The following is a 14,582-nucleotide window of genomic DNA, read 5'->3' on the forward strand; positions in this document are numbered from 1 at the left end:
CGTTTCAGCCACGGTGGCGACACGTGAAGATATTATTTTTGGCTTTTATTCCCTGATTTTCTGGCAAACGAGGCGAACCACGCGAATTATGGAGGTAGGAGAATAATGAAGCAATGCGAATATAGCATCAAGCGCCTGCTGGCTGCGGCCGGCATGGGTCTGGCGCTTCTCGCCGGTCTGGCGCTTGCGATGCCGCAGCGGGTGGCTGCGGCAACGAGTCCGAACGGTAAGACGTTCATGGTGTACTACCGCGCCTGGCGCGACAAGGAGATGAAGGGGGTCAACACCGACATCCCGGACGCCAACACGCAGACCATGCTCGATCTGCCGCAGGGCATCGATATCGTCAACGTTTTCAGCTACGTGCCTGGCGGTCAGGAGAAGGCGGCGGCGCCTTACTTCAAGACCCTCAAGGACACGTACGCGCCGGCGCTGCACAAGCGCGGCGTGAAGCTGGTTCGGGCGCTGGGCTACATGGGGATGGTGTCCGACTTCCAGAAGTACTACGCCACGCTTGAGGGTAGCGCCAACTTCAACGACGAAGAGTTGCTGGCCGCGGTCGACACCTGGGCCAAGCAGGAGATCGAGACCCTGTCCGGCCAGTACGGCCTGGACGGGCTCGACATCGACATGGAGCAGTACCCGGATGCCAAGACGACCGGCCTGACCGATCTTTTGATTAACGCGCTGGGCAAGTACATCGGCCCGCGCGCCAACAACGGCACGCTGTTCATTTACGATTCCAACGGCTCCTACATGGCGCCGTTCCAAAACGTCGTGAAGAACTTCAGCTACGTCGGCTATCAGCAGTACGGCAGCAGCACGGGCCGCACCGCGGCCGCCGCGGCTGATTACAAGGCCGTTGGCTTCGACACCCGCCACTTCCTGGCCGGCCTGACCTTCCCTGAAGAAGGCGACAACAACCGCTGGTACGACCAGAATCCGGCCGACTTCCTGGGCTCCCACAACCACCAGGAGGCGGACTTCCTCGCCAAGAGCGACCTGGGCGGGATGTTCATGTATGCCGTCGACCGTGACGGCCGCACGTACTCCAGCGACGACCTGCAGCACGTTCAGCCGACCACTTACCGCTGGACCAAGACCGCCATTGCCGAGACCAAGGGCTACACCCTGGACCAGGTGAAAAAGGCCGGCTTGCAGCACGTGGCACGCGTGAAGGCGGGCCTCAAGTGGGACGACGCGACGGTGGCCAAGACCACCAAGGCGATCAACGACGCGCAGACCATTTTCGACGTCTACAGTGCCTTCATGTCCGATGACTACAAGGCGTCGCTTGACCCGACGTTCGACGCCGTGCTCGAGATCAACAACCCGATGGCTGACGTGACGGCGCTCAACGCCGCCATCACCCAGGCCGAAGCACTGCTGCCTAACGTTGCCGACAAGACGGCGCTCAACGCCGCCATCGCGGCGGGCAAGACCGTCGCTGCCGACAGCTGGGCAAGCCAAGACGCAGCGGATCAGGCCACTCAGGCGCTGACCGCCGCAATCAAGACGGCCGAAGACGCCATCGCCGCTCAGGCCAAGAAGGCCTACGACGAAGGCTACGCGGCCGGCAACCAGGACGGCCTTGCAGGCAAGGCCTCCCGTGCCGCAGCGCTCACCGATCAGCCGGAGCAATTCCAGGCGGGTTACGCCGCCGGCTACAAGGTCGGTGCCGCAGGTTACGCGAAGCTGATGGCCGACAAGAAGGCTCAGCACGAAGCGGACAAGGCCAAGAAGCAAGAGGCTAAGGCAAAGAAGGATGCGGCCAAACACGCCGAAAAGACCGACAAGAAGGCGCGAAAAGACGCCAAGCACGCGGCCAAGGCGACCAAGCAGGCCGCAAAGAAGGCGGCCAAAAAGGCAGCCAAGAAGAACTTGCCGCAAACCGGTGAGGCGGCCAACGCCGGGCTCGCCGGCCTCGGCGCAGCGGTGCTGATGTTGGGTGGCGCCGCATTCTGGCGCAAGGCCCGCGCATAGCGGTCTCTGGCAGGCGATGAAACTCAGTGGGGATGCCTCAATCCTCTAAGGCAGGCGTCGTGACAGCGGCGCGTGCCTTTTTGTGCCCAGGGCGAAGCGCGGCGCACATAGCCGGACGGCTAGCGTAGGGGCGGTGCTTGGCCCGCACTTTGGGCCGAGTGCCGACCCTAGCTAGACGCGCCGGCGTTGCCGCGTGCAGCTCGACGATGCCCAGGGCGGAGAAGCACGGGCTTAGCAGATCGGTTAGCCTAGCACGGACGCTTGGGCCCGCACTTTGGCCCGAGTGTCCGTGCGTAGCTAAACGCATCTGCGCTGTGCTTCGCAGCCCGACGATGCCCAGGGCGGAGAAGCATGGGCTTAGCAGATCGGTTAGCCTAGCGCGGACGCTTGGGCCCGCACGTTGGCCCCCGGCCTGCGCTGGCATGTACTGCCAGAATGGTCGAGTTCTCACAAACCTGACATCCACGCTTGCCGTGTCAAGACACGGGTGTTATGATAAGTCCGTTCAAGAATTCACGAACACAACTACTTTTTGGAGGGTGCAAAATGAATTTCAAACGGATCGTACTGGCAGGCCTCAGCCTCGCCGCCGCGTTGTCCTTGGCCGCCTGCGGGCAGTCGAAGAAGGCCGAGGCGAAAAAGGATGAGCCCAAGCAGCTGAACGTGCAGTTCGTGCCGTCGCAGCAGGCCAACACGCTGGAGGCCAAGGCCAAGCCGCTGGCCAAGTTGCTGCAGGCGGAGCTGGGTATTCCGGTGAAGGTTTCGGTCTCCACCGACTACAACTCCATCGTCGAGGCCATGGCCTCCAAGCAGGTCCAGGTCGGCTTCCTGCCGCCCGACGGCTACGTGCAGGCCCACCGCCAAAAGGCCGCGGACGTGCTGCTTCAGGCCCAGCGTTTTGCCGTGGTGCAGCCCAACGGTCGCACCTCGGACAAGCTGACCTCCAGCTACCGCAGCGAGATTCTGGTCAAGACCGGCAGCGGCATCAAGACCATCCAGGATCTGAAGGGTAAGCGCATCGCCACGCAGGAGGTGACCAGCTCGTCAGGCTACATCTGGCCTGCCGCCGAGCTCAAGGCCAAGGGCATCGACGTGGCCAAGGACGCCAAGCTGGTCACGGTCAAGGGCCACGATCAGGGCGTGATGGCGGTGCTCAACGGCGACGCCGACGCGGCCTTTGTCTGGGAGGACGCCCGGACCGTGGTGCAAAAGGACGTGCCGGACGTCATGAAGAAGCTGACGCCAATCTACTTCACGCAGCCGATCCCGAACGACACCATCTCCGTGTCCACAGATCTGACGCCGGCCTTCCGCAAGAAGCTGGCCGCGGCGTTCATCAAGATCGCCAAGTCCAAGAAGGGCCACGCAATCGTCTCCGAGGTCTACGGTCACGAAGGGTACGTGACCTCCAAGGACAGCAACTTCGACATCGTGCGTACCTACGAGAAGCGCGTCGAGGGCGACGCCAAGTAACGCCGCTGATTAGCCAAAAATAAACCGCGGGTTCGCACCGATTGGGTGGGTGCGAATCCGCGGTTTTGTCGTCTCGTTGTGGTGCAGGCTTGCTGCCTACTGCCGGAAAATGGCGCGCTGGTACTTCTCGAACCACCCCTGGCTCAGGCCGCGGTCGCCGATCAACAGCCGCGTACCGGTGGCCTACACCTTCTGGTTGGCTCGCGCGTAGTAGGTGCGGGCCGCCTGGCAGTCGCTGCCTGCGGCGAACTGCAGCAGCGTCAGCCTGAAGCCGCTGTCGCTGTGGAAACTGATTCCGTCGGTGGCCTTGACGGCGCCCGGCAGCGTCACCACGTCGACCTCGGTCTGGTCGTTGGCGGTCAGGCCGCGCTGGGCGAGTGCCGCCACCGCGGCCTGCAGGCTGTTTGCTGGGGTCTGTGTGCTCTCGGTGCTGCTTGCTTCGGCGCCGTCGCTTTCAGTGCTGCTGCTTCCGGTGCTGGCGCTGTTCTCGGCATTATCGCTGTCGGTACTGCTGGCGCTGTCGGCACTGGCACTGGTGTCGGCGTCGTCGTTGCTCGGACTGCTGTCACTTGCGCTGTCGCTGGCGGTTTTGCTGCTGTCGGCCTTGCTGCTGACCTTGCTGCTTTCGGCGTGGTTGCCCACCGTCAGGCCGCCGTCCGCGTTCACGCTGCAGCCGGCGAGCGCGAGGCCCGCGGCCGCCGTGGCGAGCACCAGCGCCTGCCGGGAGAGCCTAGAAAGTTGAATCATGGTGTCACTCCTTATGTCGGGCCCGTGTTGCGGGCCTGGATCTGATTGTAGTGTACCGTTTTTGGCGGCGCTTTGGATGCGGCCGGAGGCTGATTCTGACGGCGCGCGTGAAAAAAAGTTGACCGTTTTTTGTTTTTTCGGAAAACCTGTGCTACAATGCGTGTATATTTTAACCCGGCTAGGAAATAGTAAGTTGATCACCTGCGTGCAAAGAGATTGATGGTAGCTGAAAAGTCAACTCGCAGCTCAAACGAATGAATCCTACAAGGGGCGGAAGTTCCGGGTGGTGGCGCCTTAAGCCTAGAGTGGCCCGCAGTGGGCAATTCAGGTGGTACCGCGACGAAAGGGTCGTCCTGAGATGTTGAGAACATCTTGGGGCGACCCTTTGGTTTTTCCGCAGTCGCAATGGTCAAGGAGAAGAAAGGATGCGTTAACGTGAGTAACAAATTAGTGCTGCAAACAGATTTTGGGTTAGTCGATGGGGCCGTTGCCGCCATGTACGGCGTTGCTTACGGCGTGGATGAGGACCTGAGCGTCCACGACCTGACGCACGAGATTCCGCCTTACGACATTTTCGCCGCGTCCTACCGGCTGTACCAGACCACCAAGTACTGGCCGGTCGGTACCGTGTTCGTCTCCGTGGTCGACCCGGGCGTCGGGTCCGACCGCCGCAGCATCGCGGTCGAAACCACCGATGGCCACTTCATCATCACGCCGGACAACGGCACGCTGACGCACCTGGACCGCTACGTCGGCATCCGCCGCGCGGTGCAGATCGACGAGGTGACCTCCGCCTTGCCGGGCAGCCAGGAGAGCCACACCTTCCACGGCCGCGACGTGTACGCGTACAACGGCGCGCGCCTGGCCAGCGGGCAGATCAAGCTCGAAGACCTCGGCAAGCCGCTGGCCATCGGCGAGCTGGTGCGGCTGCCGCTGGGCAACGTGACCACGACGGCCGAGCAGATCAGCGGCACCATCGACATTTTGGACATCCGCTTCGGGTCGCTGTGGACCAACATCTCGTCGGCCGCCGCGCGCGCCGCCGGTATCGCGGCGGGCGACCAGGTGCAGGTCACCATCCGCAACAACGGCAAGCTGCGCTACCAGAACCAGATTCCGTTCACCCGCACCTTCGCGGCGGTGTCGGAGGGCGAGCCGCTGGTGTACGTCAACTCGCTTTTGAACCTGGGCGTCGCCATCAACCAGGATTCGTTCTCCAAGCTGTACCACATCGGCACCGGCGTTGACTGGCAAATCACATTCAAGAAGATTGACTAAGGGGTAATCACAATGAAAAACAACAAGAACACACTGAGCGTCAAAACGGTCGTCGCCATCGGCATCGGCACCGCCATCATTTTCATCCTCAAGCGCTGGGTCTCCATCCCAAGCGGCATTCCGAACACCAACATCGACACCTCCTACGGCTTCCTCGGCTTCTTCAGCCTCCTGTTCGGGCCGGTGGCGGGCTTCGTCTCCGGCTTCCTCGGCCACGCGCTGACTGACTTCACCGCGTACGGTTCGCCTTGGTGGACCTGGGTCTTCACGACCGGCCTCGTCGGCGGCGTGATCGGCCTGTTCTGGAAGCGCCTGGACGTCAGCGAGGGTGACTTCGGCGTTCGCAAGATCGTCACCTACAACATCGTGCAGATCCTGACCAACGTCGCTGGCTGGGCACTGGTTGCCCCGACCCTCGACATCCTGGTTTACTCCGAACCGGCCAACAAGGTCTACCTGCAGGGTCTGGTCTCCGCAATCTCCAACAGCGTCTCGGCCGGCGTCATCGGCACAATCCTGCTGGTGGCCTACGCAGCGACCCGCACCAAGAAGGGCAGCCTGAAGAAGGAGTAGTTGCCTGACGCGCGCCACGCGATAAACGCGTTCCAAAGCGCAACGCGCGCGGCTGGCTACGCGCAGGTACTCGGGCCAAAGTGCGGCCCAAGCGCCTTCGCTAGGCCATCCGACCCGCTAAGCCCGCGCTTTTCCACTCTCTAAACGAGTTCCGACCGGCAACGCGGACTCGTCCAGCTAGGCCCGACACTTGAAGCCAAGTGCGCTTCAAGTGTCAGTCCTACGCTAGCCGACCCGCTAAGCCCGCCGCTCTCCACTCTCTAAACGAGTTCCAAAGCGCAACGCGGGCGCGACTGGCTACGCGAAGGCACTCGGGCCAAAGTGCGACCCAAGCGCCTTCGCTAGGCCATCCGACCCGCCAAGCCCGCGCTTTTCCACTCTCTAAACGAGTTCCAAAGCGCAACGCGGGCGTGAATAGCTACGCACTAGCGCCGAGGCTAAGTGCGCCTCAACGCTAGCGCTAGGCTATTCAGCCCGCTAAGCCCGCGCTTCTCCACTCTCTGAAAGGACGGTCCCTCATGGCTGAACCCATCATTCAATTCGACCACGTGTCGTTCCAATACGATAGCCAGGCCGAGCCCACGCTGCACGATGTGAGCCTGACCATTGCGCGCGGCGAAAAGGTGCTGATTGTCGGCCCGTCCGGTTCCGGGAAGTCGACGCTCGGCAACCTGATCAACGGCCTGATTCCGCACGCCATTCCCGGCAAGCTGACGGGCAAGGTCACGGTTTGCGGCCAAGACGTCGCGGCCTCCTCGGTCTTCGACCTGTCGCAGCACGTCGGCACGGTGCTGCAGGATCCGGATAGCCAGTTCGTCGGCCTCACCACCGCCGAGGACATCGCCTTTGCGCTGGAAAACGACGGCGCGCCGGTGCCAGAGATGCACGAGCGGGTGGCGGCAGTGGCCAAGACCCTGGGCATTTCCGGCCAGCTCACCCAGTCGCCGCAGGACCTGTCCGGCGGGCAGAAGCAGCGCACCGCGATGGCCGGCGTTTTGATCGACAACGGCCAGGTGCTGCTGTTCGACGAGCCGCTGGCGGCGCTCGACCCGGCGACGGGCAAGTCGTCCATCAAGCTAATCGAGGACCTGCACGCGCGGCTGGACGTGACCGTCGTGATCATCGAACACCGCCTCGAGGATGTGCTGACGCAGCCGGTCGACCGGGTGCTGGTGATCGACAACGGCCAGCTGATCGCCGACGTGACGCCAAGCGACCTGCTGCACAGCGCACTGCTGCCCCAGATCGGGGTGCGCAGCCCGCTTTACCTGCAGGCGCTGACGGCGGCGGGGGTCGACCTCGCCACCGTCACCGGCATCGCGAGTGTCCAGACCGTGGCGGCGCCGCACCTCGAATCGCGCCTGCGCGCCTGGTCGGCGGCCGAGCCCGCCGCCCCGCGCCGCCAGGTTGGCGAACCGCTTTTGACCATCCAGGGGCTGCGCTTCGGCTACGACCGCCACACCCAGATCTTCAAGGACCTTGACCTGACCATCAACCGGGGCGACATGGTCGCGCTGGTCGGCCGCAACGGGGTGGGCAAGACCACGCTGAGCCAGCTGCTCGTCGGCTTCGAGCAGCCTCAGGCCGGGACGATGCGCTTTGCCGGCACCGACCTGAAGACGCTGTCGATCAAGGAGCGAGCTGACCGCATCGGCTACATCATGCAGGACCCCAACCAGATGATTTCCAAGAACCTGATTCGAGACGAGGTCGGGCTGGGGCTGGACCTGCGCGGTGTGCCGGCGGCCGAGCGCGACGCGCGGGTCGATGAGGCGCTGCGCATCTGCGGCCTGTACGAATTTCGCCACTGGCCGATTTCGGCGCTGAGTTTTGGCCAGAAAAAGCGCGTCACCATCGCCGCAATCCTGGTGCTTCAGCCGGCCATGATGATCCTGGACGAGCCGACCGCCGGCCAGGACTGGCGCCACTACACGCAGATGATGCGGTTTCTGGAGTCGCTCAACCAAGAGCACGGCATGACCATCATGCTGATCACGCACGACATGCACCTGATGCTGGAGTACGCCAGCCGCACCATTGTCCTCGGGGACGACGGCATCCTGATGGACGCCGCCCCGGCGCGGGTGCTGAGCGACACCGGCGTGATCGAGGCGGCCAGCCTCGCCGAGACCAGCCTGTACCAGCTGGCGCAGCGCTTCGGGCTGGACCCCGACCGCTTCACCGGCCAGGTGATCGAACACGAAAGGCAGGGGATGAGCCATGACGAATAACCTGTTCGGGTTCGCCGCCGGGGACACCTGGCTGCACCGGCTCAGCGGCGCGACCAAGCTGCTGGCGTTCGTCGGCATCTCGCTGATCGCCATGGCCAGCTACGACACGCGCTTCACCGCTGCAATCGTGGTGATGTCTTTGATCCTGTTCAAGATGGCCCACATCCACTGGCGCCAGATCCGCCTGGTGGTCAAGCTGATCTTAGTGTTCTCGCTGTTGAACCTGCTGACCGTCTACCTGTTTTCACCGGAGTACGGCGTCAGCCTGTACGGCACGCGGCACCTTTTGGCCGGCAGCGGGTACTTCACCATCACCCAGGAGCAGCTGTTCTACGAGCTCAACCTGGCGCTCAAGTACGTCGTCACCGTGCCGCTCGCGCTGCTGTTCCTGATCACCACCAACCCCAGCGAGTTCGCGGCCAGCCTCAACAAGCTGCACCTGTCCTACAAGATCAGCTACGCCGTCGCGCTGTCGCTCCGCTACATTCCGGACATCCAGCACGTCTACCACCAGATCAGCCAAAGCCAGCAGGCCAGAGGCTACGAGCTGTCCAAAAAGGCCGGCCCGCTGCACCGCCTCCGCGGCGCGGCGCAGGTTCTGATGCCCTTGATCTTCAGCTCGCTGGACCGCATCGAAACCATCAGCCAAGCCATGAAACTGCGCCGCTTCGGCCGAGACAAGAAACGGTCGTGGTACATGGACCGGCCGTTTGCCGCCGCGGACTGGGCGGTGATTGCCGGCACCGCGGGCATCATCGTCGTCGGGCTGCTGCTGTTTCGCGTCAACGGCGGGCGCTTCTTCAATCCGTTCCGCTGAGCATTAACGGCCCCGGAACCGTCGCACACATTGCTGTGCGGCAGTTCCGGGGCCGTTTTGCGTGGTCGAGGGTTGGCGGCGTTCGGGCCGCCGGCGGATCAGCGCCTACTGCTGCGCCTGGCGGTACTCGCGCGGGGTCTGGCCGACCTCGCGCTTGAACAGGCGGGTGAAGTAGGAGAAGTTGGTGTAGCCAAGGCTTTCGGCAATCTGGTTGATTGGCCGGGCGTCGGTGGCAATCAGGGTTTTGGCCGCGGCGATGCGCCGGTCGATGATGTAGGCGTCAAGGACATGCCGTACGCATCCTTGAACAGCTTCGCCGCGTAGTCGGGGTTCAAGAACACCACCTCGGCCAGCTTCTCGCGGGTCAGGTCGTCGCCCAGATGCGTGTTGATGTACTGCTGCAGCTGCTTGCCGACGCTGACCTGCGAGTCGGCGAAGGCGGCGTAGGAGAACGCGCTTTGGGTGACGTAGCGGATGAACTCGGCCAGGGCCTCCAGGCTGTTCAGCGAGTCCTGGTACAGCGCCGCGTAGGCCTTGGAGGAGAAAAGCTTGTGGGCCTGCACGTTGTGGCGCTCAAGCGACACGTAGATCTGCTGGAGCAGGTCCTCGCGGAAGTTGCGCAGGGTGCGGCGTGACAGCTTGCCCTCGCGCAGGCAGGTCTGCAGGTACGCGTCCGTGGTCGCCTCAAGCGCGTCCGCGTCCTTTCTGGCGATCAGCGCGGCCAGCCGCTGGAGGTCGGGCTCCAGGTAGGCGGTCTCCTGGTGGCGGTAGCCCGCCAGCAGGTGATCGGTGTCGCGGTGGACGGCCAGGTCGTCCACCATCAGGGTCAGCCGCTGGCAGACGGCGGAAAGCGTTTCGGCCGTTGTCGCGGTGCCGATGAAGGTGGTGAAGGGCGCCGCGACCGGGGCCAGGACGGCCCGCAGCCGGCTGGCGACGGCCAGGGGCGCGGCGGCCGCCGTCGGGGTACTGGTCTGCAGCACGTTGACCAGCCGGTGGTTCTCGTCGACGGCCTGGGTGCCCAGGCGCCAGCCGGGCAGGGCCAGGTCGGCGCGAATCAGGGCCTTGCGCAGGGCGGCCAGGTCGGTGCTGGCCTCGGGCTGCAGCACGATTGGGAGCAGCGTCAGCCCGGTGAACTCGCCGGCGACGGCGGGAGACGGCGGCCCGAGCAGCACGGCGCGCCAGGCGGCGGGGGTGGGGCCTGCGGCAGGCGTCGTCGCCTGCACCTGCCGGGCGCGGATCTTGGCCGCCGCCTTGTGGACCACGGCGGTGAAGCGGTCGGGGATGATCGGCTTGAGGTAGTAGTCGAAGCTGCCCAGCTCGATGGCCTTTTGCGCGTAGTTGAAGTCGGCGTAGTTGGTGAGAAAAATCGTCTCGGTGTCCCGGTGCAGCGTGTGGCGAATCCAGTCCAGCAGGTCCAGCCCGCTGCCCTGGGGCATCTCGATGTCCGAGATCACGAGGTCGACCGAATTTGCCTGCAGCTGGGCCTGAGCCTGGCGCATGTTGGCCGCGGCGAGCACGGTGGTGAAGCCCAGTGCCGGCCAGTCAATGGTCTGCTTGAGCACGTTGATGACGAAGCGGTCATCGTCAACTAAGAGGACGATCATCTTGGAGGTCTCCTTTCTTGACCACGCGCTGAACCGGCAGCGTGAGGTCGATGTAGGCGCCGCCGTTTTGGCGGTTGCCGATGTCGAGGCGGTAGCTCTTGTTGTAGAGCAGGTCCAGGCGGTTGATCACGTTGTTGATGCCGATGTGCTGCTCGCTCAGGGCGATCAGGTGCTGGTTCTTCAGGGCGTCGAGAATCTCCTGCGGGAAGCCGTCGCCGTTGTCCTGGATGTGGATCGCCAGGACGTCGGAGTCGCGGCCGACCACCTCGCGCGCGTCGATTGCAATCAGCGTCGGGTGGTCGAAGGAGACGGCGTACTTCACCGCGTTTTCCACGAAGGTCTGAAGCATCAGGGGCGGCACCAGGCACTCGGCGACGGCCGGTGCGATGGTCAGCGTGGACTGCAGGACGTCCTTGCCGTAGCGGATGCCCTGGATCTTCAGGTAGTCGTTGACGTGTGCGACCTCCTGCTTCAGCGGCACCAGCTCGGCGCCGGCGTGCAGCAGGTAGCGCATGTAGCGCGTCGCGGCGAGGATTAGCTCGCCCATGTGCGCGGTCTGGTTCATCTGCTGCATCGAGTACAGCGTGGTCAGGATGTTGAGGTAAAAATGCGGGCGCACCTGAAGCTGCATGAACTGGATCTGCGTTTTTTTCTGCTGGATCTCGTTTTCGTACAGCGACACCTTCAGGCTGCGGACCTGGTTCATCAGCTGGTGGAACTGGGCGTTGACGTTCTCCAGCTCCTTGATGTGCGAGTTCTGAAGCCCCGGCGTCGCGTCGGTGTCCTTGAGCATGGTGACCGTGGACGAGAACGCGCGCAGGGGCACCACGAAGTTGCGCCAGAGGTAAAAGACCCCGAACATCGCGACGATCGCAATCCCCATGGTCAGGGCCATCAGCACCAGCTGGATCAGGGTGAACTGCTCGCTGCGGCCGAAGCGGTTCAGCGCGACGTTCAGCGAGAAGGGCAGGGTGGCGTAGGCGTCGGTGCGGTGAATCAGCTTCGACGCGGTGCGCCCGCGCGCCACGTAGCGCGGGTCCTTGCGGTTCACGAGGTCGTGACCGTTGAGGTGGACGTAGGCGAGGTCGTCCTTAGATAGGTAGGATTTTTGAATCGGGCTGGTCAAGGCGCTGACGCGAACGGCGCAAAACAGCACAACGCTGTCGTACTTCACCTCGTGGTACAGGTAGTAGCGGCCGTTGATGCGCGCGGCGTTCCACGGGTTCTCGATCACCTTCTGCTTGGTCGCCCAGCCGGTGATCAGCGAGTCGCGCAGCTGCACGTAGTCGTCCCAAGAGACCGTCATGGTGGAGAGGTTGGTGAAGTAGCCGGTGTTGGGGGAGTAGAAGAAGAACTGGTAATCGCTGCCGGTCGAGTACTGGAAGTCAAAGACGCGGCGGCGGATGCTGTCGAGCGGCTCGCCGAGCGCGACGTTGTCGGCCACCGGGTCGATGGTGGTCATTTCGGCGAGGCTGGGCTCGCGCACGGCGGAGTAGTCCATGAAGTGATCGATCGCCTTGAACTTGGTGGCGACGTCGTCCATGTAGATGCCGATGGTGCTGTTCAGCCGCTGCAGGCGCTCGTTGCGCGAGGCGTTGATGGTGGCGACCAACAGCACGACGTTGAGCACGCACACGACGACCAGGCTCGCGATCAGCACCCGCAGGTAGCGGTTGATCGAGTGGCCCTCGCTGGTTTTGCCTCGCATTCGCCCATCCCCTTTCTTACGCTTACCAGTATACCGCCAGCGGCGCGGCGATTCTGGCGCTAACCGGGGATTATTTGACACATTCCGGAGGAGGCGTCGTGAACGTGCTATTTCCGCCGCAAAGGACGGTGTCAGCAAAAAGAGAGCGCTTTTACAACCTCCAGAATGTGCCACTTCGGCTCGCGTTAGTTATAGATTGACGCAAAGCGCGCGTCGTACACTGGTTCATGAAAGGAGGGGGAAAACATGAATGTGCAAGAAGCGCCACTACCGGAAGCGGCGGCCGCGCGGCGGAAGCGTCAGCGTCGCCGCGACCTGAAGAAGAGCCTGCCGCTTTACGTGCTGCTGCTGCCGTCCGCCGTGCTGCTTTTGGTCTTCGCCTACATTCCGATGTACGGGCTGGTGATGGCCTTCCAGAACTACTCGCCGGCGCTCGGGGTGTTCCACAGCCCGTGGGTCGGGTTCCAGAACTTCATGCAGTTCTTCCGGTCGTACCAGTTTCCCATCACGCTGAAAAACACGCTGGTGATCAGCGTGTACAGCCTGCTGGTCAACACGCCGCTGCCGGTGGCCCTGGCCATTTTGACCAACCAGATGCGGCGCGTCGGCTTCAAGAAGGTGTTCCAGGTGATCTCGTACCTGCCGCACTTCATCTCCACGATGGTCATGTGCGGGATGATCTTAATCTTCCTGTCGCCGCAGTCGGGCATGATCGCCAACCTGTTCCACCTGTTCGGCGCCAAGCTGCCGGACATCATGTCGGACGCCGGCGCCTTCGCGCACGTGTACGTGTGGACGGATGTCTGGCAGAACCTCGGCTGGAACAGCATCATCTACATCGCCGCGCTGTCGGCCATCGATCCGACCTACTACGAGGCGGCGACGATGGACGGGGCGACGGCCTGGCAGAAGATTCGCGCCATCGACATTCCGATGATCATGCCGACCGTGATGATCATCTTGATCATGAGCGTCGGCAACCTGCTGAACGTCGGCTTCGAGAAGGTCCTGCTGCTGCAAAACCCGCTGAACCTGCAGGGCAGCGAGATCATCTCGACCTACGTCTACAAGATCGGGCTGCAGAACTTCCAGTACAGCCTGTCGACGGCCATCGGGCTGTTCAACACCGTGATCAACGTTATTTTGCTGCTGGGGGTCAACTGGATTTCTAAGAAGACCACCGACACGAGCCTGTTTTAGGAAGGAGGAGGAACATGTCGAATTCATCGCAACACCCCGCACGCGCCAAGCGGGTCAAGCTGAGCGGCAGGGACTTCGCCTTCCAGGTGTTCATCTACGTGGTGGCCGCCCTGATGATTCTCGCCATCATTTACCCGCTGTGGTTCATCATCATCGCGTCGTTCAGCAACCCCTCGGACGTCGCCAACGGCCGCGTCTGGCTGTGGCCTGAACACCTGGACCTGAAGGGGTACCAGGCGCTGTTCAAGCAGACCATCATCTGGCGCAGCTACGGCAACACGATTCTGTACACGGCGCTTGGCACGCTGTTCGGCCTGGCCGTCAACATCCCGGCCGGCTACGCGCTGTCGCGCCAGGACCTGGTCGGCCGCAAGTGGATCAACGCCCTGTACGTGATCCCGATGTTCATCAGCGGCGGCCTGGTGCCGATCTACCTGACCGTCAAGGGGGTCGGGCTGCTCAACAGCTTCTGGGTGATGATCATTCCGTTCGCGGTGTCGCCCTACAACATCATCGTCGCGCGGACGTTCTTTCAGTCCAGCATCCCGGACAGCCTCTGGGAGGCCGCGCAGCTGGACGGCGCCAGCACCTTCAAGTACTTCTTCAAGATTGTGCTGCCGCTGTCCAAGGCGGTGATGGCGGTGCTCGGCCTGTGGACGGCCGTCGGCATCTGGAATCAGTGGTTCAACGCGTTGATCTACTTGCAAAACGAGAACCTGCAGCCGCTGCAGCTGATCCTGCGGCGCATCCTGATCACCAACCAGCAGGTCGCCGGCAACACCACCGGCCAGCTGGCCGCGGAGCTGCAGCAGCTGTCGGACATGATGAAGTACGCGTCGATCGTGATTTCCACGCTGCCGATCATGTGTGTCTACCCGTTTTTGCAGAAATACTTCAACCAAGGTGTTATGTTGGGTTCAGTCAAGGGTTAGGGTGCCAGTGGGGCGCCCAGGAATAGGAGGAGACGT

General features: G+C 63.0%; 12 protein-coding genes. 8 read left to right on the forward strand and 4 right to left on the reverse strand.

Annotated features, from left to right (window positions below):
* The first annotated feature begins 105 nt into the window (after positions 1 to 105).
* Together LE416_RS02150 and LE416_RS02155 are read left to right on the forward strand one after the other, a co-directional pair.
* Positions 106 to 1,983, forward strand: a complete 1,878-nt coding sequence (locus LE416_RS02150; protein ID WP_225046851.1) for an EndoS/ChiA family endoglycosidase — start codon at positions 106 to 108, stop codon at positions 1,981 to 1,983.
* A 546-nt stretch (positions 1,984 to 2,529) separates the two neighbouring features.
* Positions 2,530 to 3,456 (forward strand): phosphate/phosphite/phosphonate ABC transporter substrate-binding protein, encoded by a 927-nt coding sequence (locus tag LE416_RS02155; protein WP_225046852.1) that lies wholly within the window; start codon positions 2,530 to 2,532, stop codon positions 3,454 to 3,456.
* Between the two features lie 183 nt (positions 3,457 to 3,639).
* Here the strand turns inward: LE416_RS02155 and LE416_RS02160 are convergent, their stop codons facing one another.
* Entirely contained in the window at positions 3,640 to 4,203 is a 564-nt protein-coding gene (locus LE416_RS02160) for a hypothetical protein (protein ID WP_225046853.1), read from the reverse strand.
* Positions 4,204 to 4,638: 435 nt separating this feature from the next.
* Between LE416_RS02160 and LE416_RS02165 the strand changes: the two genes are divergently transcribed.
* The 4 genes from LE416_RS02165 (at position 4,639) to LE416_RS02180 (ending at position 9,102) form a co-directional block, all read left to right on the forward strand.
* Positions 4,639 to 5,481, forward strand: a complete 843-nt coding sequence (locus LE416_RS02165; RefSeq protein ID WP_225046854.1) for an SAM hydrolase/SAM-dependent halogenase family protein — start codon at positions 4,639 to 4,641, stop codon at positions 5,479 to 5,481.
* Positions 5,482 to 5,493: 12 nt separating this feature from the next.
* The gene (locus LE416_RS02170; RefSeq protein ID WP_225046855.1) at positions 5,494 to 6,054 is read left to right on the forward strand and encodes an ECF-type riboflavin transporter substrate-binding protein; all 561 of its coding nucleotides are present in this window, start codon (positions 5,494 to 5,496) and stop codon (positions 6,052 to 6,054) included.
* A 518-nt stretch (positions 6,055 to 6,572) separates the two neighbouring features.
* Positions 6,573 to 8,285 carry an ABC transporter ATP-binding protein gene (locus LE416_RS02175; RefSeq protein WP_225046856.1) on the forward strand — a complete coding sequence of 571 codons (1,713 nt, stop codon included), beginning with the start codon at positions 6,573 to 6,575 and terminating at the stop codon, positions 8,283 to 8,285.
* The gene (locus LE416_RS02180) at positions 8,275 to 9,102 is read left to right on the forward strand and encodes an energy-coupling factor transporter transmembrane component T family protein (protein ID WP_225046857.1); all 828 of its coding nucleotides are present in this window, start codon (positions 8,275 to 8,277) and stop codon (positions 9,100 to 9,102) included. Before LE416_RS02175 ends, LE416_RS02180 begins: the two co-directional genes overlap by 11 nt.
* A 105-nt stretch (positions 9,103 to 9,207) precedes the next feature.
* On the opposite strand, the gene LE416_RS13215 is transcribed toward LE416_RS02180, so the two are convergent.
* From LE416_RS13215 to LE416_RS02195, 3 genes are read right to left on the reverse strand one after another with little or no spacing between them, the layout of a single operon-like run.
* Positions 9,208 to 9,375, reverse strand: coding sequence for a helix-turn-helix domain-containing protein (locus LE416_RS13215; RefSeq protein ID WP_225047821.1), 168 nt, complete (start codon positions 9,373 to 9,375; stop codon positions 9,208 to 9,210).
* On the reverse strand, positions 9,339 to 10,706 hold the full coding sequence (locus tag LE416_RS02190) for a response regulator (protein ID WP_225046858.1): 1,368 nt from the start codon (positions 10,704 to 10,706) through the stop codon (positions 9,339 to 9,341). Before LE416_RS02190 ends, LE416_RS13215 begins: the two co-directional genes overlap by 37 nt.
* Positions 10,687 to 12,414 carry a sensor histidine kinase gene (locus LE416_RS02195; protein ID WP_225046859.1) on the reverse strand — a complete coding sequence of 576 codons (1,728 nt, stop codon included), beginning with the start codon at positions 12,412 to 12,414 and terminating at the stop codon, positions 10,687 to 10,689. The genes LE416_RS02190 and LE416_RS02195 overlap by 20 nt, the downstream gene beginning before the upstream one ends.
* Positions 12,415 to 12,660: 246 nt before the next feature.
* Here LE416_RS02195 and LE416_RS02200 point away from each other — a divergent pair, with 246 nt between their 5' ends.
* Entirely contained in the window at positions 12,661 to 13,614 is a 954-nt protein-coding gene (locus LE416_RS02200) for an ABC transporter permease (RefSeq protein ID WP_225046860.1), read from the forward strand.
* A gap of 113 nt (positions 13,615 to 13,727) precedes the next feature.
* A complete protein-coding gene (locus LE416_RS02205) occupies positions 13,728 to 14,546 on the forward strand; it encodes a carbohydrate ABC transporter permease (RefSeq protein WP_420844376.1) in 819 nt (272 codons plus the stop codon).
* Positions 14,547 to 14,582 lie beyond the last annotated feature (36 nt).

Source organism: Lacticaseibacillus kribbianus (assembly GCF_020180945.1).
Classification (GTDB): Bacteria; Bacillota; Bacilli; order Lactobacillales; family Lactobacillaceae; genus Lacticaseibacillus; species Lacticaseibacillus kribbianus.